21 protein-coding genes are annotated in these 23,953 nt (G+C 55.7%); 8 read left to right on the plus strand and 13 right to left on the minus strand.

Features of this window, described 5'->3' with window-relative positions; genetic code table 11:
- Positions 1–61 precede the first annotated feature (61 nt).
- Positions 62–1,012 (minus strand): DUF1471 family protein YdgH, encoded by a 951-nt coding sequence (gene ydgH / locus V2S86_RS06490; protein WP_006319620.1) that lies wholly within the window; start codon positions 1,010–1,012, stop codon positions 62–64.
- 587 nt (positions 1,013–1,599) lie between these two features.
- Between ydgH and pntA the strand changes: the two genes are divergently transcribed.
- Positions 1,600–3,129: a Re/Si-specific NAD(P)(+) transhydrogenase subunit alpha gene (gene pntA, locus V2S86_RS06495; protein ID WP_330761715.1), complete on the plus strand. Its 1,530-nt coding sequence runs from the start codon at positions 1,600–1,602 to the stop codon at positions 3,127–3,129.
- A gap of 10 nt (positions 3,130–3,139) precedes the next feature.
- Positions 3,140–4,534, plus strand: a complete 1,395-nt coding sequence (pntB, locus tag V2S86_RS06500; protein WP_006319624.1) for a Re/Si-specific NAD(P)(+) transhydrogenase subunit beta — start codon at positions 3,140–3,142, stop codon at positions 4,532–4,534.
- A gap of 56 nt (positions 4,535–4,590) precedes the next feature.
- Here the strand turns inward: pntB and uspE are convergent, their stop codons facing one another.
- From uspE to ogt, 3 genes are all read right to left on the minus strand, one after another.
- The gene (uspE, locus tag V2S86_RS06505; protein ID WP_006319628.1) at positions 4,591–5,553 is read right to left on the minus strand and encodes a universal stress protein UspE; all 963 of its coding nucleotides are present in this window, start codon (positions 5,551–5,553) and stop codon (positions 4,591–4,593) included.
- A gap of 126 nt (positions 5,554–5,679) precedes the next feature.
- Positions 5,680–6,444, minus strand: a complete 765-nt coding sequence (locus tag V2S86_RS06510) for an FNR family transcription factor (protein WP_006319629.1) — start codon at positions 6,442–6,444, stop codon at positions 5,680–5,682.
- Positions 6,445–6,798: 354 nt separating this feature from the next.
- A complete protein-coding gene (gene ogt, locus V2S86_RS06515; protein WP_330761716.1) occupies positions 6,799–7,323 on the minus strand; it encodes a methylated-DNA--[protein]-cysteine S-methyltransferase in 525 nt (174 codons plus the stop codon).
- A gap of 1,024 nt (positions 7,324–8,347) precedes the next feature.
- On the opposite strand from ogt, the gene V2S86_RS06520 reads away from it, so the two are divergent.
- The 4 genes from V2S86_RS06520 to V2S86_RS06535 all read left to right on the plus strand — a co-directional run bounded on the left by V2S86_RS06520 (position 8,348) and on the right by V2S86_RS06535 (position 13,801).
- Positions 8,348–10,069, plus strand: a complete 1,722-nt coding sequence (locus V2S86_RS06520) for a lysophospholipid acyltransferase family protein (protein WP_330761717.1) — start codon at positions 8,348–8,350, stop codon at positions 10,067–10,069.
- Between the two features lie 343 nt (positions 10,070–10,412).
- On the plus strand, positions 10,413–12,134 hold the full coding sequence (olsF, locus tag V2S86_RS06525) for an ornithine lipid synthase OlsF (RefSeq protein WP_330761718.1): 1,722 nt from the start codon (positions 10,413–10,415) through the stop codon (positions 12,132–12,134).
- Between the two features lie 97 nt (positions 12,135–12,231).
- Positions 12,232–13,014: an N-formylglutamate amidohydrolase gene (locus V2S86_RS06530; RefSeq protein ID WP_330761719.1), complete on the plus strand. Its 783-nt coding sequence runs from the start codon at positions 12,232–12,234 to the stop codon at positions 13,012–13,014.
- A 73-nt stretch (positions 13,015–13,087) separates the two neighbouring features.
- Complete coding sequence (locus V2S86_RS06535; protein ID WP_330761720.1) at positions 13,088–13,801, plus strand: flagellar brake protein; 714 nt, start codon at positions 13,088–13,090, stop codon at positions 13,799–13,801.
- Between the two features lie 44 nt (positions 13,802–13,845).
- Here V2S86_RS06535 and V2S86_RS06540 read toward each other — a convergent pair whose 3' ends face one another.
- Genes V2S86_RS06540 through V2S86_RS06550 form a run of 3 tightly spaced genes read right to left on the minus strand, consistent with a single transcriptional unit; the run spans position 13,846 to position 15,653 of the window.
- Positions 13,846–14,685 (minus strand): PfkB family carbohydrate kinase, encoded by an 840-nt coding sequence (locus V2S86_RS06540; RefSeq protein WP_330761721.1) that lies wholly within the window; start codon positions 14,683–14,685, stop codon positions 13,846–13,848.
- Entirely contained in the window at positions 14,686–15,402 is a 717-nt protein-coding gene (locus tag V2S86_RS06545) for a glutamine amidotransferase (protein WP_330761722.1), read from the minus strand.
- Complete coding sequence (locus V2S86_RS06550) at positions 15,399–15,653, minus strand: hypothetical protein (protein WP_330761723.1); 255 nt, start codon at positions 15,651–15,653, stop codon at positions 15,399–15,401. The genes V2S86_RS06545 and V2S86_RS06550 overlap by 4 nt, the downstream gene beginning before the upstream one ends.
- Positions 15,654–15,721: 68 nt before the next feature.
- Between V2S86_RS06550 and V2S86_RS06555 the strand changes: the two genes are divergently transcribed.
- Positions 15,722–17,026 (plus strand): aminotransferase class I/II-fold pyridoxal phosphate-dependent enzyme, encoded by a 1,305-nt coding sequence (locus tag V2S86_RS06555; RefSeq protein WP_330761724.1) that lies wholly within the window; start codon positions 15,722–15,724, stop codon positions 17,024–17,026.
- Positions 17,027–17,088: 62 nt separating this feature from the next.
- Here the strand turns inward: V2S86_RS06555 and V2S86_RS06560 are convergent, their stop codons facing one another.
- The 4 genes from V2S86_RS06560 to V2S86_RS06575 all read right to left on the minus strand — a co-directional run bounded on the left by V2S86_RS06560 (position 17,089) and on the right by V2S86_RS06575 (position 21,768).
- On the minus strand, positions 17,089–18,075 hold the full coding sequence (locus V2S86_RS06560; protein WP_330761725.1) for an LLM class flavin-dependent oxidoreductase: 987 nt from the start codon (positions 18,073–18,075) through the stop codon (positions 17,089–17,091).
- 145 nt (positions 18,076–18,220) lie between these two features.
- Positions 18,221–19,054, minus strand: coding sequence for a serine hydrolase (locus V2S86_RS06565; protein ID WP_330761726.1), 834 nt, complete (start codon positions 19,052–19,054; stop codon positions 18,221–18,223).
- Between the two features lie 162 nt (positions 19,055–19,216).
- On the minus strand, positions 19,217–20,131 hold the full coding sequence (gene ppk2 / locus V2S86_RS06570; protein ID WP_330761727.1) for a polyphosphate kinase 2: 915 nt from the start codon (positions 20,129–20,131) through the stop codon (positions 19,217–19,219).
- A gap of 26 nt (positions 20,132–20,157) precedes the next feature.
- Positions 20,158–21,768, minus strand: a complete 1,611-nt coding sequence (locus tag V2S86_RS06575) for an inorganic phosphate transporter (protein WP_330761728.1) — start codon at positions 21,766–21,768, stop codon at positions 20,158–20,160.
- A gap of 204 nt (positions 21,769–21,972) precedes the next feature.
- Here V2S86_RS06575 and V2S86_RS06580 point away from each other — a divergent pair, with 204 nt between their 5' ends.
- Positions 21,973–23,001, plus strand: a complete 1,029-nt coding sequence (locus tag V2S86_RS06580) for a transporter (RefSeq protein WP_330761729.1) — start codon at positions 21,973–21,975, stop codon at positions 22,999–23,001.
- On the opposite strand, the gene V2S86_RS06585 is transcribed toward V2S86_RS06580, so the two are convergent.
- Both V2S86_RS06585 and V2S86_RS06590 read right to left on the minus strand, forming a co-directional pair.
- Positions 23,002–23,535: an SRPBCC family protein gene (locus tag V2S86_RS06585; protein WP_330761730.1), complete on the minus strand. Its 534-nt coding sequence runs from the start codon at positions 23,533–23,535 to the stop codon at positions 23,002–23,004. It lies immediately after the preceding gene.
- A 3-nt stretch (positions 23,536–23,538) separates the two neighbouring features.
- A complete protein-coding gene (locus V2S86_RS06590) occupies positions 23,539–23,886 on the minus strand; it encodes an ArsR/SmtB family transcription factor (protein WP_006319643.1) in 348 nt (115 codons plus the stop codon).
- Positions 23,887–23,953: the final 67 nt, after the last annotated feature.

Below are 23,953 nucleotides of genomic sequence, written 5' to 3' on the forward strand. Positions count from 1 at the left end.
GGTATGCGGCAAAAAAACGGGCAGCTCAATGGCTGCCCGAGAGTAAACCGCGAAGTGAGATTTATTTGAACAGATCGGCGCTCACGGTCAGGTTGCCGCCACTCTTGTTCTGCCACTGACGAGTCACGTGGTAGAACTTGGCACCTTTCGCAGCGGCACGCTTCGCCACTTCGGTGGAAATGTCCGTCATGCTGTTGAAGTGGCCGGTGAAGGTCACGGAATCAAACGGTACCATCTGTGCGGCGGTAACGTTGTTCACTTCCTGGATTTTGGTGCCATTCGGCAGCGTAACGGTATAGCGTTGACCGGTAGAAGACTGGGTTTCGAAGAAACGGCCTACGTCACGGCTTGGCGACCCTGAGGAAGCGACGCCCGGGATTTCAACATTGGCGGCGGCTGCGCCACCGGCAGCAAGTGCGGCTTTGCCGGCTTCAGAATCGGCAGGAATGGCATCCGGGCTCTGAACTACGCGTTTAGGCGCATCGGCTTTATAAATGTAGGCGGTGATGAACTGGTTGCCGCCCTGGTTGGCATCGACCTGACGCACGATAAAGAACGAGGCTGCGCCTTTCTTTTTCGCTTCTTTGGTGATGGCGTCGTTGATGTCCGGCTGGCTGCGGTAGAAACCGCTGACGCTGACCGTATCGTAAGGCTCAAGCAGGAAAGCCTGCTCTTTCGGCAATTCAGTCACGCCGTTAATGACGCGGTACTTCGGCTCTTTGCTCACTTCTGCCGCGTCTTTATGATAAAGATCTGCGGTGACGCGCCAGTTGCCGCCATTGTTGCTGTTGTTGCTGTCCTGGATGTAGAAGGAGTCTGCGCCCAGTTTGTCTGCACGGCGGGATACGGCATCAACGGCTTCATTGATGGCATTAAAGCGGCCGGTAATAGTGATGCGATCAAACGGCTTCAACGCCGCTGCTTTTTCAGGCGTTAACTCAAGCGCAGCATGAGCAGACAACGCAGTGAGTGATAACAAGGCTGATGCGATGATCGTGTTCTTCAGCTTCATAAAAAATCCTTTCGCCAAGCGCATTAACGTTTATAACGTGCTGAACTGTTTATGGGTAATTCAGCCGCCGATTATTACATGTAATCTCGACAAGTGTCTCAGCATTTTATGTCATCGCATGAGACAAATCCCATGAAGGATTGTTTACGTCATTTGCCGTGTCATCGCCATAAGTTTCAATAATAAAGTCTTTGATGGCATAAGTGTTAATTATTCACAATTTTATAACTTTCATTCATTTTTGCCGCGCAGGGCCAGATATCTCCAGGCAGGAGTCCATCACAATTCTGCAGCAAAAATGGCATTGCGCGCGGGTTTTTGACTTTAAATTGCGATTTGTCATGTCCTTGTCTGAATTTTTATGTAAAAACGAGCATGAATGCGTAAGCAATTATGGATCATCGACCCTATTTTCAGTAGGTTATAGAGGGTGCCTTAATTCTATGCCGACAAGTATGCCTCCCGCTTTCAAATTGCGGCCACCAACGCGCAGTCTTGAAAGACGGTGGGAACAGATGTCAGCCGGCGCTACTGCTATGGGTAGAAAGATAATAAACATCATCAAAGACAGGTGAGAAGGGAACATTATGCGTATTGGTATACCAAGAGAACGGTTGGCCAATGAAGCCCGGGTTGCAGCAACGCCGAAAACGGTGGAACAACTGCTGAAGCTGGGCTTTACCGTCGCTGTCGAAAGCGACGCGGGTAAACTGGCAAGTTTTGACAATGCGGCGTATGAAACCGCAGGAGCAACGATCACCGATACTGCCGACGTCTGGCAATCGGATCTGATTCTGAAAGTGAATGCGCCACAAGAGGACGAGATCGCGTTAATGCGTGAGGGCAGTACGTTGGTCAGTTTTATCTGGCCGGCGCAAAACCCGGAGCTTATCGAAAAGCTGGCGGCGCGTAACGTCACCGCGATGGCGATGGATTCAGTGCCGCGCATCTCCCGCGCGCAGTCGATGGATGCGCTGAGCTCGATGGCCAATATCGCCGGCTACCGCGCGATTGTTGAAGCGGCGCACGAGTTTGGCCGTTTCTTCACCGGCCAGATCACCGCCGCCGGTAAGGTTCCGCCGGCAAAAGTGATGATTATCGGCGCAGGCGTAGCGGGGTTGGCGGCGATTGGCGCTGCGGGTAGCCTGGGAGCGATTGTGCGCGCCTTCGACACCCGCCCGGAAGTGAAAGAGCAAGTACAGAGCATGGGCGCGGAATTCCTCGAGCTGGACTTTGAGGAAGAAGCGGGCAGTGGCGACGGTTATGCCAAAGTGATGTCCGAAGCCTTTATCAAGGCCGAGATGGCGCTGTTTGCCGCCCAGGCGGCAGAGGTCGATATTATTGTCACCACTGCGCTGATCCCGGGTAAACCGGCACCAAAGCTTATTACTAAAGAGATGGTGGCTTCGATGAAGCCGGGCAGCGTGATCGTCGATTTGGCCGCGCAAAACGGCGGCAATTGTGAGCTGACGGTGGCCGATCGCGTGACCGTCACCGATAATGGCGTAAAAATCATCGGCTATACCGATCTGCCAAGCCGCTTGCCGACCCAGTCTTCACAACTTTACGGCACTAACCTGGTTAACCTGCTGAAATTGCTGTCGAAAGAGAAAAACGGTGAAATCGATATCGATTTCGAAGACACCGTGATCCGCGGCGTCACCGTGGTGCGCAGCGGCGAGGTGACATGGCCAGCTCCGCCAATCCAGGTTTCTGCCCAGCCGAAACAGGCGCCAGCGGCGGCGCCGATCGCTAAACCGGCGGCAAAACCGGTTTCACCTTGGCTGAAATACGGGCTGATCGCGCTGGCGATTGTCCTGTTCGGCTGGCTGGCCAATGCGGCGCCAAAAGAGTTCCTGTCTCACTTTACCGTGTTTGCGTTGGCCTGCGTGGTGGGTTACTACGTGGTCTGGAACGTCAGTCATGCATTGCATACCCCATTGATGTCGGTCACCAATGCGATCTCAGGGATTATCGTGGTCGGTGCGTTATTGCAGATTGGTCACGGCGGCTGGGTGAGTTTCCTCTCCTTCATCGCCGTGCTGATTGCCAGCATCAATATTTTTGGTGGATTCACCGTCACTCAGCGCATGCTGAAGATGTTCCGCAAGAACTAAGGGGTAACACATGTCTGGAGGATTAGTTACAGCTGCATACATTGTTGCCGCTATTTTGTTTATTTGCAGCCTGGCCGGCCTGTCGCGCCATGAAACGTCGAAGCAGGGCAACCTGTTTGGCGTCGCCGGGATGGCGATTGCGCTGATTGCCACCATCCTCGGGCCGGATTCCGGCAACGTGGGCTGGATCATCATTGCGATGATTATCGGCGGCTCCATAGGCGTCTATCTGGCGAAAAAGGTCGAAATGACCGAAATGCCGGAGTTGGTGGCGGTGCTGCACAGTTTCGTTGGTCTGGCGGCGGTGTTGGTGGGCTTGAACAGCTACCTGGATCACGGTGCGCCGATGGAGCCGGTGATGGAGAATATCCATCTGACCGAAGTGTTCCTCGGCATCTTTATCGGTGCGGTCACCTTCACCGGTTCGATTGTCGCTTTCGGTAAACTGCGCGGCATTATCTCATCCAAACCGCTGGCCTTGCCGAATCGCCACAAGATGAACCTGGCGGCGTTAGTCGTTTCCTTCCTGCTGCTGGTGGTGTTCGTTCGCGCCGACAGCGTAGGCTGGCAGGCGGTGGCATTGGTACTGATGACCGCGATCGCGCTGGCGTTCGGTTGGCATTTGGTTGCTTCTATCGGTGGTGCGGATATGCCGGTAGTCGTGTCGATGCTCAACTCCTATTCGGGCTGGGCGGCCGCCGCTGCAGGCTTTATGCTGAGCAACGATCTGCTGATCGTTACCGGCGCGTTGGTGGGTTCTTCGGGCGCCATTCTGTCTTACATTATGTGCAAGGCGATGAACCGTTCGTTTATCAGCGTTATCGCCGGCGGTTTCGGTACCGATGGTTCCTCGACCGGCAATGCGGAAGAAATGGGCGAGTATCGTGAAACCACGGCGGAAGAGGTGGCTGAGCAGTTGAAAAACTCCACTTCGGTGATCATCACCCCAGGTTATGGCATGGCGGTCGCGCAGGCGCAGTATCCGGTGGCGGAAATCACCGAAAAATTGCGCGCGCGCGGGATCAAAGTACGCTTCGGCATTCATCCGGTTGCCGGGCGTTTACCGGGCCACATGAACGTGCTGCTGGCGGAAGCCAGGGTGCCGTACGATGTGGTGTTGGAGATGGACGAAATCAACGAAGATTTCCCTGATACCGATACCGTGCTGGTGATCGGCGCCAACGACACGGTGAACCCGGCCGCACTGGAAGATCCGCGCAGCCCAATCGCCGGTATGCCGGTGCTGGAAGTGTGGAAAGCGCAAAACGTGATTGCCTTTAAACGATCGATGAACACCGGTTACGCCGGTGTGCAGAACCCGCTGTTCTTCAAAGAGAACACCCAGATGCTGTTTGGCGATGCCAAAGAGAGTGTGGAAGCGATACTGAGAGCGTTGCAGGCTTAATCGCAGCCAATAAAAACACGGGCCTTAATTGGCCCGTGTTTTTTTATGCCCGAAGATCAGTCCTCGTCGTCGTGCTCATCGTCTTCATCGACTTCGATAGGGCAGTTGAAATTATCCGGCTTAATCACCAGCAGGTCACATTTCAGATGGTCGATCACATGTTCTGCCGTGTTGCCGATAAACGCCGCCGAGATACCGGTGCGGCCTAATGTCCCCAACACCACCACGCCCGCCTGCAAGTGTTCGGCCAAATCCGGGATCACCTCTTCCGGCAGGCCTTTTTCGACGTGGGTGAACTCTTCGTTAATACAGAACTTCTGCCTTAATGCCTTCATGGCGATCAGATGCTGCCCGCGAATGGCGTCGTTATAGACGCTGGGATCAAAATCAGGCAGTTCGATGGCGATATTGATGGGGGTAACAGGATAGGCTCCGACCAGATGCACTTCCGTCTGGTTGACGTTTTGCGCCAGTTCGACGGTTTCCTGCACCAGCCTGATGTTCAGCGGATCGTGATAGGGTTCTTCGCTGGCCAGATTGACGGCGACCACCGCTTTGCCGCCTTCCGGCCAGGGTTGATCTTTGACCATCCACACCGGGCACGGACATTTGCGTAACAGGTGCCAGTCGGTCGGCGTGAAAATGACCGATTCCAGCCGGTCATGCTGATGTGCCATTTTCAGCAGCAAATCATGTTTGGCGGTGATCACTTCCTGAATAATTGCCTCGAAAGGGCGGTTATGCCAGACCACTTTGATTTCAATAGGAACGCCTTCGTCGAGGTAAAAACGGCATTGCTCGTTAATCCACGCGGCGCGTTGGCTGATAACGCCTTGCCGCATCGCCGTCCGTTCGTCGGGGGAGAGCAGGGTCGTCATCTCGTAAGAGAAGTCATAGATAGGAAGGAAGGCTTTGATACGCCCGCCGTTCCGTTTTACCAGGTAAACCGCACGGCGCAGCGCCGGCTGATCGTCCTGATTGGGGTCAATAGCCACCAGAAGATTCTGATACTTCGCCATAGGGCCTCCTTACAGCTGAAAATCAACAGTCTGTCAATTTACAGAGTAACCCAACATTGAAAAACAGAACAGCGGTGGAGATGTGCCGGGTCAATAATTCTGCGGAATTATTGACCCGGCATAGGATCAGGCGCTTACGGCTACGTTGATGCGGGGTGTGCCGGCCAACACCGACAGGGCGTCGACGTTTTCGATGGTGATGTACTTGCCTTTCACGCTGAGGATTTCGCTTTTCTGGAAGCGGCCCAGCAGGCGGCTGATGGTTTCAACCGTCAGGCCGAGGTAGTTGCCGATGTCGCCACGGGTCATGGTCAGGCGGAACTCACGCGGTGAGAAGCCCCGTTCCGCAAAGCGGCGCGACAGGTTGTAAACGAACGCCGCCAGGCGCTCTTCGGCGTTTTTCTTCGACAGCAGCAGGATCATATCCTGGTCGCCCTTAATCTCGCCGCTCATCAAACGCATGATTTGCTGGCGCAGGTTAGGCATTTTACCGGAAAGGTCGTCCAGGGTTTCAAACGGGATCTCGCAGACCATTGCGGTCTCCAGCGCCTGAGCGAAACTTGGATGCTTCAGGCCGCCAATGGCGTCAAAACCGACCAGATCGCCTGCCAGATGGAAGCCGGTGATTTGTTCGTCACCCTGTTCGGTAATGGTGTAGCTCTTGATGGTCCCGGAGCGGATAGCGTACAACGATTTCAGTTCATCGCCGGCCTTAAACAGGGTTTGCCCCTTCTGGATAGGCTTTTTCCTTTCGATAATGTTGTCGAGCTGGTCCAGCTCATGAGCATTAAGAGTAAAAGGAATGCACAGTTGGCTGATGCTGCAGTCCTGACAATGGATCGCACAACCACCAGACTGGATACGACGAATCACGCGTTTTTCCGGGATCATAGATTACGCTCGTTCAATAATTGATATGCGTCAATTTTAACATCTTTTGCCGCAGGTGATAAGAGTAGCATTAACATGAACAGGGGCATTGTGTGCGATTTTTGTTCTGTTGCGCCGCTGATTATCCTGTAGCTGACTGAATATTTTTGATTTTCTCATAACTTATGCAAATGCTTTACCCGCCCGACTCTCGTCGGTAACCTCGGGACAGGCAGCGTTTTTTAGAGTAAGCATTATTTCACTATCGGAGTTTGCCATCCTGAGGTGCGCATTTATGGCCGGAACCTGATGATATTGCCCGATGCGTTCCGGCCCAACCCTTTCCCCATCGGCACAGAAGCGCGCCGACATGAATTAAAGCCGATCGTTCTGTAAATAGCCTTCGTGTTTCAACAGCCACTGTTTGCGCTGCACGCCCCCGGCATAACCGGTCAACGCCCCCTGCGAACCAATCACCCGGTGGCAAGGCACCACGATGCTGATCGGATTGGAACCATTGGCCATACCGACCGCACGGGAGGCGGTCGGGCGCCCGATGCGCTTCGCCAATTCGCCATAGGTAATGATCTCGCCGCAGGGTATCCGGCGCAGTTGCTGCCAGACAGTACGCTGGAACTCCGTGCCCGCGGTCATGACCGGCAGGTTGTCAATCACCGCCAACTCACCGGCAAAATAGCGCTGCATGATATCGGTCAGGCCGCCGGGGTTCGCTTTTTCCTGCAATTGGAAACGGTCGGCGCGGTAATGGGTATTCAGCAGTTTCATCAGGCGCACTTCGTGTTCGGTCCAGTCGATGGCGCGTAAGCGGTCCTGTTCGTCGGCAATCAGCACCAGTTCGCCAACGGGAGTTGCCATACGATCAATAAAAAAGGTCTGCATTTTGATTACTCCTCTCGTTTGATGGGGCGATTATTACACGAAATGCGGCGGTGCGATGGCGGATTTCGGACATGAAGATGGAGGGGCTGAAACTGCGCTAATCGCAAGTGTAGAAGGTGCCGGATGGGAATATGCCATTAATGAATACTCACGCGAAAATCAATAAGTTAAATTTATGTTTTTTTTCCCGGGATTTTTAATGATTTTTCATTGTTGGCATATTGTTATTACAAGCCTGGTTATAGTCGATGATTACTCTTTATATCCTGATGTTATTATTTTTAGCATCAATGGTTATGGTTGAAATTAATCAATGTGAAATTTATTTGATTAAGTGGTGATATTAGTAAAATAAATGCAGGTGATTTATAGATGGAAATTTGAAACAAAAACACCGTTATCTTAGCGTGTTTAATAAGTAGAGGGATTATTGATGGTTTTATTTAAATATATGTTTTTATTGTGTTTATTTTTTGATTGATGGATGGCGGGTAACGCCAATGCCTTGAGTGAACTGGAGATCATCAATCCCTCTTTTAAGTGATGCAAAACTCATGTGATTAACAAAATTCAAATAAAGCGCATTGATTTAAAACAAAGAAACCAATTGCAACTTTCTTCGTATATAAAAATATTTTGAGAAATGTCAGCCATCTCTTGATTGATTGGTTTGATAATGGGGAGGCGGAATGAAGTAATGCCATAAAATGAACTACAGTGAAATTTAATTAATGTTTTTGTGGTGGGCAGTGAGGGTTGCGGGTATAGTGCGCAATGTATCGCATACAGCCGTTCTGGCGCAGTGTGCGACGGCATGTTTACTGCAGATTTAGTACCTATGACGATCGCTTCAGGCGCATAAAAATGCTGCGGCGGTGATGGTGGAGAAAAAACATCGCTGCCCTCTCTTCACTAATTTGATGCACCTGACAGGTCGAGGGAATTCATTTTTTGTCATGTAACTGACATGTTAGGGTTATGGCGCTGTCATGGGTTTGCAGCGGCAAAGCCGGGAGATAACGCGATGTTCAGCTTGGATTCTTTGTTGCAAGATGCATTTCCATACCGCAATACCCCTGCCTGGCAACGTAGCCTACTGAGAACCTTACTCTTCGAAAAAGAATTCAAACAGTTTGCCGCCGATTATCCGCACCTGAAAGGGCTGGATTTGATCGAGCAAGTGGTGGACTACTTCAACCTCAGCTGTGAACTGGTCGACGGCGACCTGGAAAACATTCCCAGCCAGGGGCCGGTGGTGCTGGTCGCTAACCACCCGATCGGCTCGCTGGACGGGCTGGTGTTGCTGCGTGCGGTCGCGGCGGTGCGGCCGGATGTGAAAGTGGTTGCCAGCCAACTGCTGACCAATATCGAACCGCTGCGCAGCCTGTTCGTGCCGGTGGGTAACGTGGGCGATAAAACCAGCCGCGAGCAAATTGAAGGCATGCAGACGCAACTCGATAAACAGGGCGTGTTGATCCTGTTCCCCGCCGGTGAAGTGTCGCGCATGAGCCCGAAAGGCATTCGCGACGGCCACTGGCATACCGGCTTTTTACGTCTGGCGGCCAAGGCGCGGGCGCCGATTGTGCCGATCCACATCAGTGCGCGTAACAGCAACCTGTTTTATTTCACTTCGTTGATTTACCGCCCGTTATCCACCTTGTTGCTGGTGCGTGAAATGTTCCAGCAGCAGGGCGGCCGTATCAAAATCCGCGTTGGCGGGCGCATTCCGTTTGCCAACTGGCACGATGGTCACGCCAGCGCCAAAGATTTGGCCGACCGTTTTCGGCGCCACGTCTATCGTCTGGGCCAGGGCAAGGAAGGGCTGTTCGCCAGCGAATCGGCCATCGCCCTGCCTGAGGACCGGCTGGAGCTGAAGAAAGCGCTGGCAAACTGCGAGCGACTGGGTGCAACGCCGGACGGTAAAATCATTTACCTGTATCGTCGCCGGGGTGAGGTGCGTACGCCCATACTGCGTGAATTAGGTCGCCTGCGCGAGATCGCCTTTCGCGCGGTGGGCGAAGGTTCCGGCCATCGGCGCGATCTGGACAGCTATGACGACGACTATTATCACCTGGTGCTGTGGGATGCGGACGAGCTGGAAATCGTCGGTGCCTACCGCTTTATTCCCACCGCCGAGCAGCTGGAGCGCAAGGGGCCGGAAAGTATCTACAGCAACAGCCTGTTCCATTTTGGTCGGGAGATGGCGCCGATCCTGGCGCAGGGCCTCGAGCTGGACCGCAGCTTTATCCAACCGGCCTATTGGGGCAAGCGTGGGCTGGATTACCTGTGGTTGGGCATTGGTGCCTATCTGGCCAAATACCCGCAGATCCGCTATCTGTTTGGCCCGGTCTCCATCTCCGGCAAGATGCCGGGGGAGGCACATGATCTGTTGATTGCTTTCTATCGGCTGTATTTCTCACGGGGGAGCGCGCGGGCGCAGTCGCATCAGCCTTACCCGGCTTCGTCGCCGCAGGTCCTGGCGCAGTTTGCCGGCGATAACTATCAAGAAGACCTGGTGCGGCTGAAAAGTCTGCTGAGCAACATCGGTTGCTCGATCCCCACCTTATATAAACAGTACACCGAGCTGTGTGAGCCGGACGGGGTACAGTTTATTGATTTCGGCACCGATCCGGCGTTCAGTAACTGTATCGACGGGTTGGTGTTGGTCGATCTCACCCGGATCAAACCGTCGCGCTTCCAACGCTATATTGCGGTTCATCAACCGAAGGAAATTTGCGTAGAGTGATCGGTCGCGCGTTCAGGCGTTTTTGCTCTAAGCGTCGGTTTGGGACCGGCGGTGAGAGAGCGCCGGGAGGATATAGCTCGCCTGGCGCTGTGTGCGGCGCCATATTAATACCGCAGGGGTTGATAGGAGCAGCAACGGCATGCCGGAAATCAGTCCCTTCGGGCTCCTGTATCAGTAGCTTAAAATGCGGCACCGGCGGTGATGGAAAAACCATCGCCACCTTATCTTCAATAATTTGCTATACCTGATAGGTCGAGGGATTTCATTTTTTTGTCATGTAACTGACATGTTAGGGTCATGGCGCTGGCATAAGTTTGCAGCGACTAAGCCAGGAGATAACGCGATGTTCAGCTTGGATTCTTTGTTGCAAGATGCATTTCCACACCGCAATACCCCTGCCTGGCAGCGTAGCCTGCTGAGAACCTTACTCTTCGAAAAAGAATTCAAACAGTTTGCCGCCGATTATCCGCACCTGAAGGGGCTAGATTTGATCGAGCAAGTGGTGGACTACTTCAACCTCAGCTGTGAACTGGTCGACGGCGACCTGGAAAACATTCCCAGCCAGGGGCCGGTGGTGCTGGTCGCTAACCACCCGATCGGATCCCTGGACGGGCTGGTGCTGCTGCGTGCAGTCGCGGCGGTGCGGCCGGATGTGAAAGTGGTTGCCAGCCAGCTGCTGACCTATATTGAACCGCTGCGCAGCCTGTTCGTGCCGGTAGACAACGTAGGCTATAAAACCAGCCGCAAGCAAATTGAAGGCATGCAGGCGCAACTCGATAAACAGGGCGCGCTGATCCTGTTCCCCGCCGGTGAAGTGTCGCGCATGAGCCCGAAAGGCATTCGCGACGGCCACTGGCATACCGGCTTCTTGCGCCTGGCGGCCAAGGCGCGGGCGCCGATTGTGCCGATCCACATCAGTGCGCGTAACAGCAATCTGTTTTACTTCACCTCGCTGGTTTACCGCCCGTTATCCACCTTGTTGCTGGTGCGTGAAATGTTCCAGCAGCAGGGCGGCCGTATCAAAATCCGCGTTGGCGGCCGCATTCCGTTTGCCAACTGGCACGACGGCCACACCAGCGCCAAAGATTTGGCCGAGCGCTTCCGTCGTCACGTTTATCGTCTGGGCCAGGGCAAGGAAGGGCTGTTCGCCAGCGAATCGGCCATCGCCCTGCCTGAGGATCGGCTGGAGCTGAAGAAGGCGCTGGCAAATTGCGAACAACTGGGCGTAACGCCGGACGGTAAAATCATTTACCTGTATCGCCGCCAGGATGAGGCACGTACCCCCATCCTGCGCGAATTAGGTCGCCTGCGCGAGATTGCTTTCCGCGCGGTGGGCGAAGGTTCCGGCCGCCGGCGCGATCTGGACAGCTATGACGACGACTATTATCACCTGGTGCTGTGGGATGCGGACGAGCTGGAAATCGTCGGTGCCTACCGTTTTATTCCCACCGCCGAGCAGCTGGAGCGCAAGGGGCTGGAAAGTATCTACAGCAACAGCCTGTTCCATTATGACCGCGATATGGCGCCGATCCTGGCGCAGGGCATCGAACTGGGCCGCAGCTTTATCCAACCGGCCTATTGGGGCAAGCGTGGGCTGGATTACCTGTGGTTGGGCATTGGTGCCTATCTGGCCAAATACCCGCAGTATCGCTATCTGTTTGGGCCGGTTTCCATCTCCGGCGGCATGCCGGTGGCGGCGCGCGATTTGCTGATCGCCTTTTACCGGCTGTATTTCTCACCGGGGAGCGCGCTGGCGCAGTCACGCCAGCCATATCCGGCTTCGTTGCCGCAGGTCCTGGCGCAGTTTGCCGGCGATAACTATCAAGAAGATCTGGTACGGCTGAAAAGCCTGCTGAGCAACATCGGTTGCTCGATCCCCACCTTGTATAAACAGTATACCGAGCTGTGTGAGCCGGGTGGGGTGCAGTTTATTGATTTCGGCACCGATCCGGCGTTCAACAACTGTATCGACGGGCTGGTGTTGGTCGATCTCACCCGGCTTAAACCGTCGCGCTTCCAGCGTTATATTGCGGTACATCAACCGCAGGAAACTTGCATAGAGTGATCGGTCGCGCGTTCATACGTTTTTGATCTAAGCATCGCCTTGGGGCCAGTGGTGGGATAGCGCTAGGATAAAGGTTTATCCCACCCAGGAGTTTTGCATGTCACAGTCCTTTGTCCCGCAGTTGCTATCCGCCGATGAGCCTCCCGCCGTTGCGGTTGAAACGCCCAACGGTGCCGCGCCCTTTTTATTGCTGTGCGATCATGCCGGCCAGGCGATACCGCAGCGTTTGGGCGATCTGGGCCTGCCGCCCGGTGAAATCGACCGTCATATCGGTTGGGATATCGGTGCCTTGGCGGTTTCACGTCATCTCAGCCGCCATCTGGACGCCACGTTGATTCATCAGCGTTACTCGCGTTTAGTGATTGACTGCAACCGGGCGCCCGGCATTGCCAGTTCGATCCCGCATCTGTCGGAACTGACGCCTGTTCCCGGCAATATCGGCATTGATGCCGAGCACGCGCTGGCCCGCGAGCGTGAAATTTTCTTGCCGTATCATCACAGAATTGACGATACGCTGGGGGAGCGGCAGCTGCGCGGAAAACCCACCGCTATTATCGCGATGCACAGTTTTACGCCGGTGTTCAAAGGTAACTCGCGTCCCTGGCAGGTTGGGTTGCTGTTTAACCGCCAACCGGAATTTGCCCACCTGCTGGCTGAGTTGTTGCGGGAGGAAGGGGATTTGCAGGTGGGGGTCAACGAACCTTACGCGATGACCGATGCGACGGATTACACCTTGCCGGTGCATGCGGAACGGCGCCGGTTACCTTACGTTGGCATCGAGATCCGGCAGGACCTGATCGCCGATGAACCGGGCCAGCAGGCCTGGGCAAAACGCTTCGCAAGACTGCTCCCACAGGCCTGGCATCGCTGGCAAATTTGACTTTAGGAATATTCCCAGTGATGATAACTGTAAGGAATTTGTAATCGCCATCGGGAAGAGTCAGGAGAGACGTGTGGAGCACAATGATAACGGATTGTTTATCAAACGGGAGCGTTTTGAAGTCCTGGCGATTTTGCGTGAAATTTGTAAACAACGCACACCGCTGCGGGTCGTTAACCAGCAGCAGCAGTTTCAAAGCCTGTTATTGAGCGTCGGTCCGGACAATATCGTCTTCAGCGGCGACAAGGCGGAGAGCGTGGCGGACGGCGAGTTTACCGTCGTGATTGAAAGCCACGACGCGAAGATCGAATTCACCGTCGGCCAACCCAAATTTACCGACCAACTGGGTGTTCAAGTCTGTTCTACCTGCCTGCCAAAAGAGCTGGTTTACATTCAGCGCCGCCGCCAGTTCCGCGTCACCACGCCACACTGGCGTCAGTTTCTCTGCAGCGGCGAATATGCTGACGGCACCGCATATCAGTTAAAGATCCAGGATCTCTCTGCGGGCGGTGTGGGCTTGCGCTTCGATGGCCCGTTACCGAGCAAGCTTCAACCGGGCATCCTGTTCAAAAAGGCGCTGTTGGATCTGGGCAGCTATGGCAGCTTCAAGGTTAATATGGAGCTGATGGTGATCAATGAGGATCAGGAACTGGACGATGATGACAAACCGGTGCATTTCTCGCGTTTGTCATGCCGCTTTATCAATCTCGGCCTGGCCATGGAAAGAAAAATCCAGAGTGCGGTGTTTGCGTTCGAATTGGATTTCAATAAAAAGAAGAAACGCTGAAGCAGGCGAACAGGGGCAGCGGGCTGCCCCTCTATGAGGTTGTTCTATCTCAAGGCACGCAGGCTGCCAATCTCCTCCCACCCGAAATGTTCCGCTTCCGCCAACACGTCACACACTTCGCCGCCGGCGGTAACTATGGCGTCGTTGAGGCTTTTGCCGTGCAGCAAATGGCTGACCAGCAGTGCGGTAAACATGTCGCCGGTGCCTTTCACCCCGGATTTGATTTTGGGGTGGGTATAGCTTTGCACCTGATTTCGGCTGACCAGCAATAACCCAAGCTCATCGTCGTTTTCCGCGATGCCCGGCGCGCTGGTCACCAACACCCACTCGGTAGTGTCATTCAAAAGCGCTTGCGCGGCGTGCTGAGTCTGTTCACGCGTAACCAGGCTGTGTCCGCAAAGCTGTTCCAGTTCAAACCCATTGGGAGTCAGGCCATTGGCGAGGCGCAGGAACGGTGAGCGGTAGTAATTGACGATGCGCGGGTCCACGTACACGCCTTCACCGTAATCGCCCATCACCGGATCGATATAGATTTTTATCTGCGGATTGATAGCGCGAACGCGCTGCAACCAAGCGTCCAGAATATGACATTGGCCGACATCCCCCAGATAGCCGACGATCACCGCCCGGGTGCGTTTCATCACGCTGCGAGCAATCAAATCGTCGAGAAAGCCGCTGAACCATTCGGCTGAAATCACGCCGCCGCTGGGGGCACCGTAATAGGGCGGGCAGCCGAACAGCACGCTGGGCACCTGCAACGCTTCCAGCCCCTTTTTCAGCAGGGTACGATAGGCGATACCGTTGCCGACGCTGCCATACACTACCTGCGATTGAATGCTGATCACATCAATTTGCGGCGGTTGCAATTGAAAAGTCTGTTGCATCTAACACGTCCTTTGTTCGTTTTTATCCAGCCACCGCGCGAACACCTGGCGGGCGCGCTGTTCCAATTCTGCGCCATGGCGTGCGGCCTGATCGCGCAATTGCTGCGGGGCAATGCCGGCCAACTCCAGCTCACAGGCGTGGCCAATCAGCCAGCGTTCAATATCGCGATGATCGGCCTCCAGGTGGAACTGCAATCCCAACGCGAAATCCTGATATTCGAACGCCTGATAACGGCAAGCCGCGGTGCTGGCCAAACAGGTTGCGCCCTCGGGCAGGGTAAACATATCACCGTGCCAGTGCAGCACCGGCGTGGCCGCCAGAGGCGCCAATACGGAGTCTTCATTTTCCGCCAGCGTCAGCGGCGCGTAACCGATCTCTTTCACGCCCAGTGACACGACGCCGGCACCTAAAGCCTGAGCCATCACCTGCGCGCCCAGGCAAATGCCGATCGTGGGGCGACGTTGCCGTAATCGCTGGGTGACCAGCGCCAGCTCGTCGTTGAGAAACGGATACTGTTGCTGCCCGGCAAAATGCTGTGCGGCGCTGATCGGCCCACCGAGCACCACCAGCAAATCGGTATCTTCATTATGGATGGCGCGGATATCGTCACGGCCGGCATCGTAATAATCAATCTGATAGCCGCGCAGTGAAAGCAGCGATCCCAGAATACCGAGGTTTTCAAAATTTACATGCCTGATAGCGACAACTTTTTTCATTGCTCTACTTCCCTGGCGTCGCGATAAGGCTCCAGTTCCAGCGCATCGCCGAGCACGGTAATGCCGTTGGCGCCGCTCTGATAAACAATCCGGCGCTCTTTGACCTGGCTGATGTGTAATTGATAGCCCTGCGCTGCGGGAAATAGCGCGCGGGCCTGTTGCAGTTGGTCGGCAGCCCAGGGCGTGAACATCTGCAAACGAGCGAAGGCTTTGCCGGCATGCTGAATGTCGAGTACGTAATGTTTTTCCATTTTGACCCCTTAACTTTTGCGTTCGAAACGGGTAAGCTATTTTGAACTAATACAAAAAGGTTTTATGTATGAGTTCATTGTATGCAAAAGGCGGCAGCGCTGTCCAGATTGCTGAACGGATCGGCGCGCAGATAAAGCGGGGTGACTTGCAACCGGGTGATCTGTTGCCGCCGGTGCGTCAGTTGGCCGGGGAGCTGGGGGTGAACCCCAATACCGTGGCCAGTGCGTACGCCAAGCTGCGGGATGCCGGGTTGGTGGCCACTCGTGGCCGCGCCGGTACTCAGGTGCTGGAGCCGCCGTTAAGGGCGGTGCGTAGCGTACGGCAGGTGCCTGAAGGCTTGTGCGACTTGGCCAGTGGCAATCTGGATGCCGCGCTGTTACCGGCGCTGTCGCTGGGCAAGGATGACGTATTTCCGCAGCAGAATGGTTATGACGTCAGCGGTGATTTACCGGCATTGTGCGCGCTGGGCAGCGAGTGGCTCAGCGAACAAGATGCAGAGTTGGGCGAACCCGCGGTGTTTTCCGGCGCGCTGGATGCCATTGAAAAGGCGCTGCGCTGCCATGCGACACCGGGGGCTGCGGTATGGGTGGAAGATCCTTGTTGGCCGCCGTTGTTGACGTTGCTGCGGCATCTTCGCCTAAAACCGCTGCCGCTGGCGATAGACGAACAAGGGTGCCAATTGCCGGAGAAGGATGCCGCAACGCTGGGTTGCGCGGTGATCCTCACGCCCCGCGCGCAGAATCCGACCGGCATGTCACTCAGCGCTGCCCGCGCCAAGTGTTGGCGTGAGTTCCTGGCGCAACAGCCCGGCTGCCTGGCGATTGTCGATGATTTCTGGGGGCCGCTGTCGCAGCAGCCGCTGCATTTACCCTGCGGTGCCGATAACGGTCTGTATGTGTTGTCACTGAGTAAGTTCCTCAGCCCGGATCTGCGCATTGCGTTGGCCTGTGGCGCACCGTCGTTATTGCAAGCGATGCGTGCCGATCAATACATCCGTGAGCGCTGGGTTAGCCATATCTTGCAACAGATTGCCGTCAAATTATGGACGCAGGTGCAGGGCGATGGCTTGCTGTTACGGGCGCAGGAAACCTATCAGGCGCGGCGCGATGCGCTGGCAGCGCGATTGGGCGCTCTGGCCGGCACGTCGTTGCCACCGGGGGAAGGCGTGCATATCTGGTTGCCGGTGCGCTCTGAAGCCGCCGCCAGCCAAATCATGGCGCTGCGCGGCTGGCTGGTGCAAAGCGGTGAGCCGTTCCGGCTAAAAAGTGGCCCGGCTGTCCGTATCAGCCTGGCCAACCTGCTTGAGGAAGAACGGGAGCGGCTGGCACAGGATTTGGCGGTGGCGATGGTCGCCGGCACCCTGGTTAACTGAAGGCAAGGCATCAAATCGGCATTGGCCATGCCGATTTAACGCTTATGGCCCCGTTTCCCCGATCAAGCCAACGCCAGGCTCTCCTGCGCCAGCAGTTGCAAAGAGGCCAGGCGCGCTGCGGGTTGGCTCACCGGCGTATCAATAACGAACTCTTCCACGCCATAGCGCTGGTGCAGTTGGTCCAACTGCCGGTGGACCTGCTGCGCAGTGCCGAGCAGAATGTGGCTTTCGCGCGGTTCGATGCGGTAATCGGTGGCGCCGGCCTGCTGAACAAAACTCTCCGCTTGCTCCAGGCTGCCCACCGTCACGCTCTGCCCGCCGGCCACGTGTACGCGGTATTGCTGGATCCCGGCCGCCAGTTCTTTGGCCTGCGCGGCCGTGTCTGCGACGATCGCCGCCACTGCCAGCAGGGCTTTGCGGCCGCCGCTTTGCGCGGAATAGTGCGCCAGCGCCCGTTGAATATCTTCTGGATTGCCATTGAGCTGGGCGGCAAAAACAAACGCCCAGCCGTGTTCGGCGGCCAGTTGGGCGCTTTCGCTGCTGGCGCCCAGCAGAAAGCGTTGAGCGGATTGCTCAGGCTGTGGCGTGGCGCTCAGGCCAGGTTGCGCATCGTCATTCAGATAAGCATTGAGCTGGGCCAACTGCTGCGGAAAATCCGGCTTATTCTGCTGGTCGTGCGCGGCCTGCAACGCCTGGGTAGAGAGCGGCAGCCCGCCGGGGGCTTTCCCCACGCCCAGATCCACCCGGCCCGGTGCGAGCGTTGCCAACAGGTTGAAGTTTTCCGCCACCTTATAAGCGCTGTAGTGTTGCAGCATTACGCCGCCTGAACCGATGCGAATACGCGAGGTTTGCCCGAGTAAATAGGCGATCAACACTTCGGGCGAAGGGCAGGCGAGCTGTGGGGTATTGTGATGCTCCGCCAACCAGAAACGGCGATAGCCCCAGATTTCCGCCTGCTGCGCCAGATGCAGCGTACGCGTCAGCGCCTGGGCGGCGCTTTCTCCTTCGGCAATCGGACTTTTATCCAACACGCTCAAGGCATAAGCCATTTTCCCGCTCCTTTATCATCAATTATTTATGACAAATACCATGCAGGGCGCCAAGGGCGTAATACTGATTCGGGATAGGATATTCCATTGATAAAAAACGGATTTAGATATGCGCAGCGCGGTTTAAGCCAGGCTACGCAAGGGCTCAGGACTCCAGCCAGGTTTTCAGCCGCAGCGCATCGGCGTAGTGCCCATAACGCTGCTGGGAGCCCAGCAGAATTATCACTACCGGCTGCCCCTTAATCAGGGTTCGCATCACCAGACAGTGGCCGGCCTCGTTGGTATAACCGGTTTTTTGCAACTGGATTTTCCAATGGTGATTATTGATCAGCCCGTTGGAACTGCGGTACAGCAGTTGGCCACGGCCGGGGTAAACGACATGCTGCTTATCGGTACTGAAACGGCGAATGGTTTGATAGCGATAAGCGTGATTGACCATTTTAAGCAGATCGTTGGCGCTGGCGACGTTGCGCGGCGTTAGCCCGGTAGGGTCGTAGAAACGGGCGTGTTTCATGCCGATGCTGCGCGCCTTCTGATTCATTTTCGCTACAAACGCCTTGCGACCGCCGGGATAGCTACGGCTCAACGCGGCTGCCGCACGATTCTCGGAGGACATCAACGCGATGTGCAACATATCGCGGCGGCTGAGTGATGAGCCCAGCGTCAGGCGCGAGTGGGTTTTCTTCAACAAATCGCGATCGGCGGCAGTCACCTTCATCTTGTTGCCCAGCGGACGTCGGCTATCCAGCGCCACCATAGCGGTCATCAGCTTGGTCAGCGAAGCGATGGGTAACGCGCGATTGGCCTGTTTCTGGAACAGCGTTTTGCCGGTGCGCTGATTGACGACCAGCACCGCTTTTGAGTGCAATACCAGCGGGACCGTGGCTTGCGCCGGGGAGAGAACAAACAGCAGGCTGAAGGCGATAACGGCGTGAAAACGCCGCAGGGAAAAAGGGATAACACAATTCAAGAATGACATGACAAGCGAGGCTCTTACTCTAAGGGACTAAAAAATATCGGTAAGAGTCTGCACAGCAAATGTGGAGAAAATAGGGTGAAGGCGATGAATATGCAGGCAAAAGGCCAGAGTATCCATCATGATGTCAGGCTGGGGGATGGCAATCCATCCCCCGATTGAAAATCAATATACTTCAGGGACCACCATCTCGTCAGGCACCGGATGGCGGTTATAGTCAGGGCTGCGTTTGCGCGGCGGCAGGGTGATCACGTTGCCCTCAGTCTCTTCGTAAGGCAGTTGCTGGAGCAGATGGCTGATGCAGTTCAGCCGCGCCTTTTTCTTGTCGACGCCCTGAACCACCCACCACGGCGCTTCCGGAATGTTAGTGCGTGCTAACATGACTTCTTTGGCCTCGGTGTAGTCTTCCCAGCGGCGGCGGCTCTCCAAATCCATTGGGCTGAGCTTCCACTGTTTCAGCGGATCGTGAATGCGGCTGAGGAAGCGCAGTTCCTGCTCGTCATCGGTGATCGAGAACCAGTATTTGATGATTTTGATGCCGCTGCGCGTCAGCATTTTCTCAAATTCCGGCACGCTGCGGAAAAACTCTTCGTATTCCTCGTCGTTGCAAAAACCCATCACTTTTTCCACGCCGGCGCGGTTGTACCAACTGCGGTCGAACAGCACGATTTCACCCGCCGCCGGCAGGTGGGCGATGTAGCGCTGGAAATACCACTGGGTGCGTTCGCGGTCGTTCGGTGCCGGCAACGCGGCCACCCGGCAGGTGCGCGGGTTCAGGCGCTGGGTGATGCGTTTGATCACCCCGCCTTTGCCGGCGGCGTCGCGGCCTTCAAACAGGATCACCACCCGGTGGCCGGTACGCATGACCCAGTCTTGCAGCTTCACCAGTTCCCCCTGCAGCCGCAACAGCTCGCGGAAATACTGCTTGCGCCAGGCTTTTTTCTGATCGCTGTCCACTTCGGTGTCGTCAAACCGCAGGTCATCCAGCTCCATTTCCAGCTCCTCGTCATAGCTGTCATAAAACTCCTGCAGCAGGCGCTGGTTGAAGGTGTCGTCGCGGTTAAATTCATGCATAGCCATAATTTATTCTCCGTGTTAACCCGGTTTTAGAAATGAGTGAAAACCCAGTACAGCCCGGCGGAAAGCAGTACCGAAGCCGGCAGCGTCAGAACCCAGGCCATCAGCAGGTTGCGCAGGGTCGACATTTGCAGGCCGGAACGGTTGGCCGCCATGGTGCCGGCGATGCCGGAGGACAGCACGTGGGTGGTCGAAACCGGCAGGCCGAAGGCGTCTGCCGCACCTATGGTGGTCATCGCCACCAGCTCGGCGCTGGCACCCTGGGCGTAGGTGAGGTGGCTTTTACCGATTTTTTCCCCAACGGTAACCACGATGCGCCGCCAGCCGACCATGGTGCCAAGGCCGAGGGCAATCGCCACCACCACCTTGACCCAGAACGGGATAAAGCGGGTGGCGCTGTCCAGGTCGCTTTTCAACGCATCCAGATTGCGCTGTGAGTCGGCGGAAAACTGAAGCCGTTTTTCCGCTTTCAGGTGTTTGATGGTTTCCGATGCCAGATACATATCGTTACGGGTGTTGGATACCGCCTGCGCCGGGATCTTGTCGACCGAGCCGTACTGGCGGACTTGATCGCCGATGGCGCCGGTCAACTGCGCCAGCGCGGGCACTACGTCCGGCGTCAGCTCATTGGTACGCACATAGCCGGTAAGCACCTCGCGTGGCGGCACCTGGCTGCCCGCCGGGAATTGGCGCAACAGATCGTTTTTGGTAACCTCCGCCAACGCGGCCACGCGCGGGATTTGCTCCGGCGACATCGAGCGGTTCAGGGCATAGGCGATCGGCATGGTGCCGACCAGGATCAGCATGATCAGACCCATGCCTTTTTGCCCGTCGTTGGAGCCGTGGGCGAAGGAGACGCCGGTACAGGTGAGGATCAGCAAACCCCGGATCCACAGCGGCGGCGGCGCATCATTTTTGGGTGCGGTGTACAGCAGACGGTTTTTAACGAACACCTTCAACGCCAGCAGCAGCAGGGCGGCAAACACAAAACCGATCACCGGCGAAAGCAGCAACGCATAACCCACTTTAATCGCCTGTCCCCAGTCCACGCCGCTGGTGCCGGTGCGCCCGTGGATCAGGGCGTTAGCCACGCCCACGCCGATGATGGAACCAATCAGCGTATGCGACGAGGAGGCCGGCAGCCCGAGCCACCAGGTGCCCAGGTTCCAGATAATCGCCGAGAACAGCAGGGCGTAAACCATGGCAAAACCGTTACCGGTGCCGGCTTGCAGGATCAATTCAACCGGCAGCAGCGAAATGATGCCGAACGCCACCACGCCGCTGGAGAGCAAAACGCCGAGGAAGTTGAAAAATCCCGACCAGACCACCGCCACCATCGGCGACAGCGAATGGGTGTAAATCACCGTGGCTACCGCATTGGCGGTATCGTGAAAACCATTAACGAATTCAAAACCCAGCGCAATAAGCAGCGCTAACCCCAATAAAAGAAAAGGCAGGTAGCTGGTATATACTGCACCGGCGTCGGTCACGTCGTTAAATAGATTTACTCCGGTAAAAGCGATCCCCAGTACTAATAAAAAAACAAAAAAAAGAACAGCGAGTCGACTGTTCTTTTGGTAGATCTTTGGCAGGCTGGACGCAGCTGGAACACCTGCTTGAACGGCGCTGTTATCGCTCATAAAGGACCTTCCCGATAAACTTCATTAGAATACTGACGGTGTTGAACGGCGTTGCCATGAAAGTATTGGGAAATAATGTGACTTTTTTATGACGGTAATATTAATCATCTGGAAAAGTGAAAATAATTAACGTTGGTATTTAAAGATTGATATAAAGGCTGAGGCCGGTTTATTGATTAATGCAGTTATTCGGGATAAAGATTTATGGTTCAAACGGTTGCGGATAAAATGCACAAGCTTGATTTTGATGATGAGGTTACCGGGCTGATTTACGGCCACGTGTTCCGCACGGGAGAAGCGCCGCTGCGCGTCTCTTCGCAGCAGGCCTGCCAGGCTTACCGGGATCTGTCGCCGGGCGAAGGGTTTATCTGGCTGCACCTTAATCTGAACCATGCGGCGGCAGAGAAATGGCTGAAAAATCACTTTGCGATCTCCGACTTTTTCTTCGATGAAATCCGTCACGGCTCCCACACCACGCGCATCGAACGGCAGGGGGATGACCTGTTTGCGGTGCTCAACGACGTGATTTTTCACCCCAAGGAAAATAATCCGGAGATCGCCACGCTGTGGTTGTATTGCCGCAGCGGGTTGGTGGTTACCGTGCGGCACAAGCCGCTGCGGTTGATCGAACGGTTGCTGGGCCGTCTGGGGCCATTGCAACTAGCCTCGTCCACCGAACTGTTGGCACACTTGCTGGAAGAACAGGAAGAGGTGCTGGAGCAGGTGGTGCGGCAGGCCAATCAGTATGTCGACACCATTGAAGATCGTTTGCTGAGCAATCATGTGAAACGCAATCGCACCGAACTGGGGCGCATGCGCCGCATGCTGTTGCGTTTTCAGCGTCTGCTGGCCCCGGAACCGGCCGCGCTGTTCCGCCTGCTGAATCGGCCACCGGCCTGGCTAAGCCGGGACGTGGTGCAGGATCTGCGGCAGTTTACCGAAGAATTCACCGTGGTACTGAACGATCTGGCCAGCCTGACCGAGCGCATTCGCCTGCTGCAAGAAGAGATTGGCGCCAAGCAAATGGAGCAGAACAACCGTACGCTGTACACCCTGACGGTGATCACCGTGCTGGCGCTGCCGATCAACATCGTCGCCGGTTTCTTCGGCATGAACGTGGGGGGGATCCCGCTGGCCAGCAATCACCACGGCTTTATTCTGCTGGTGTTGCTGGTCGGCGGTTTTACGTTGGTCACCGGTTATCTGGCGTTCAGACGCCGGGATGAAAGCTGATTACAGCCTTGCCCGGTACTCTTCTTCCAGCTTGGCGTGGGTGCTCCAGAACGGGCGCGGCTGGCGATCGTGCAGGCGGTCGAGCAGAATATCCAGATGGGTGTGCCATCCGCCGGCCACGCTGAGCATTTCGTCACGGTTGGCCAGGCGTCGGTGGGTGACCGTCAGCAGCACGGCGTTGTCCTGTTCGGTCAGTTCAAAGGTCACTTCGGAAGGGCGACCCTGTTCCTGTTCCGCCCAGGTAAAGCTCAGCAGTCGCGGTGGGAAAAGGCAGGTAATATGACCGAAGTGTTTGTCGTTGCAGCCGCTTTGTCGGTATTTGGCGGGAGCCTGCTCGTGTTCGCCCGTCAGCTCCGAATTGCGAAATACCAGTTCCACCGCAGCGCCTTTTTCCAGCGTCATCACGCCGGCAGCCAACCAGGTGGCGCGTTTGTCGGATTCCGTCAGGTAGGCCCAAACCCGCTCGATCGGGCCAGGCAGCAGCCGCTGAATGCGCAGCGTGCCGGTTTCAATAATCATACCGTAGTCGTTCATGCTTCACTCCTTGGGAGGATACTGTTCAGGCTGTCGCAGCGCGACTTCCAGCGCGTCCAGCCGTTCTGTCCAGAAATGCTCGTAGGTTTGCAGCCATTGCATGGCCTGCGCCATTGGCCCGGGTTCAAGCCGGCAGATATGGTTTCTTCCCTGCACGGTTCGCTGCACCAGCCCAGCAAGCTCCAGTGCCTTGATATGCTTGGAGGCACCGGCAAACGACATCTGCAACGGCGCGGCCAGTTCACCAATGCTGTGCTCGCCGTCGGCCAACGCACGCAAAATAGCGCGGCGCGTTGGGTCGGAAAGCGCGTGGAAAATGGCGTCCAGCTGTGAGGAAGATAATTTAACCATAAGGTTGAATATAGAACACGGAGGTGAATATTCAACCGATTCGTTGAATATTTTTTGCTATTGCCCC

Source organism: Serratia sp. C2(1) (genome assembly GCF_036352655.1).
GTDB lineage: Bacteria > Pseudomonadota > Gammaproteobacteria > Enterobacterales > Enterobacteriaceae > Serratia > Serratia inhibens.

What these genes read in the sequence shown, in the direction of transcription:
- ydgH (WP_006319620.1), bottom strand. Translation starts at nt 1,012, where the DNA reads ATGAAGCTGAAGAACACGATCATCGCATCAGCCTTGTTATCACTCACT.
- pntA (WP_330761715.1), top strand. Translation starts at nt 1,600, where the DNA reads ATGCGTATTGGTATACCAAGAGAACGGTTGGCCAATGAAGCCCGGGTT.
- pntB (WP_006319624.1), top strand. Translation starts at nt 3,140, where the DNA reads ATGTCTGGAGGATTAGTTACAGCTGCATACATTGTTGCCGCTATTTTG.
- uspE (WP_006319628.1), bottom strand. Translation starts at nt 5,553, where the DNA reads ATGGCGAAGTATCAGAATCTTCTGGTGGCTATTGACCCCAATCAGGAC.
- V2S86_RS06510 (WP_006319629.1), bottom strand. Translation starts at nt 6,444, where the DNA reads ATGATCCCGGAAAAACGCGTGATTCGTCGTATCCAGTCTGGTGGTTGT.
- ogt (WP_330761716.1), bottom strand. Translation starts at nt 7,323, where the DNA reads ATGCAGACCTTTTTTATTGATCGTATGGCAACTCCCGTTGGCGAACTG.
- V2S86_RS06520 (WP_330761717.1), top strand. Translation starts at nt 8,348, where the DNA reads ATGTTCAGCTTGGATTCTTTGTTGCAAGATGCATTTCCATACCGCAAT.
- olsF (WP_330761718.1), top strand. Translation starts at nt 10,413, where the DNA reads ATGTTCAGCTTGGATTCTTTGTTGCAAGATGCATTTCCACACCGCAAT.
- V2S86_RS06530 (WP_330761719.1), top strand. Translation starts at nt 12,232, where the DNA reads ATGTCACAGTCCTTTGTCCCGCAGTTGCTATCCGCCGATGAGCCTCCC.
- V2S86_RS06540 (WP_330761721.1), bottom strand. Translation starts at nt 14,685, where the DNA reads ATGCAACAGACTTTTCAATTGCAACCGCCGCAAATTGATGTGATCAGC.
- V2S86_RS06545 (WP_330761722.1), bottom strand. Translation starts at nt 15,402, where the DNA reads ATGAAAAAAGTTGTCGCTATCAGGCATGTAAATTTTGAAAACCTCGGT.
- V2S86_RS06550 (WP_330761723.1), bottom strand. Translation starts at nt 15,653, where the DNA reads ATGGAAAAACATTACGTACTCGACATTCAGCATGCCGGCAAAGCCTTC.
- V2S86_RS06555 (WP_330761724.1), top strand. Translation starts at nt 15,722, where the DNA reads ATGAGTTCATTGTATGCAAAAGGCGGCAGCGCTGTCCAGATTGCTGAA.
- V2S86_RS06560 (WP_330761725.1), bottom strand. Translation starts at nt 18,075, where the DNA reads ATGGCTTATGCCTTGAGCGTGTTGGATAAAAGTCCGATTGCCGAAGGA.
- V2S86_RS06565 (WP_330761726.1), bottom strand. Translation starts at nt 19,054, where the DNA reads ATGTCATTCTTGAATTGTGTTATCCCTTTTTCCCTGCGGCGTTTTCAC.
- ppk2 (WP_330761727.1), bottom strand. Translation starts at nt 20,131, where the DNA reads ATGGCTATGCATGAATTTAACCGCGACGACACCTTCAACCAGCGCCTG.
- V2S86_RS06575 (WP_330761728.1), bottom strand. Translation starts at nt 21,768, where the DNA reads ATGAGCGATAACAGCGCCGTTCAAGCAGGTGTTCCAGCTGCGTCCAGC.
- V2S86_RS06580 (WP_330761729.1), top strand. Translation starts at nt 21,973, where the DNA reads ATGGTTCAAACGGTTGCGGATAAAATGCACAAGCTTGATTTTGATGAT.
- V2S86_RS06585 (WP_330761730.1), bottom strand. Translation starts at nt 23,535, where the DNA reads ATGAACGACTACGGTATGATTATTGAAACCGGCACGCTGCGCATTCAG.
- V2S86_RS06590 (WP_006319643.1), bottom strand. Translation starts at nt 23,886, where the DNA reads ATGGTTAAATTATCTTCCTCACAGCTGGACGCCATTTTCCACGCGCTT.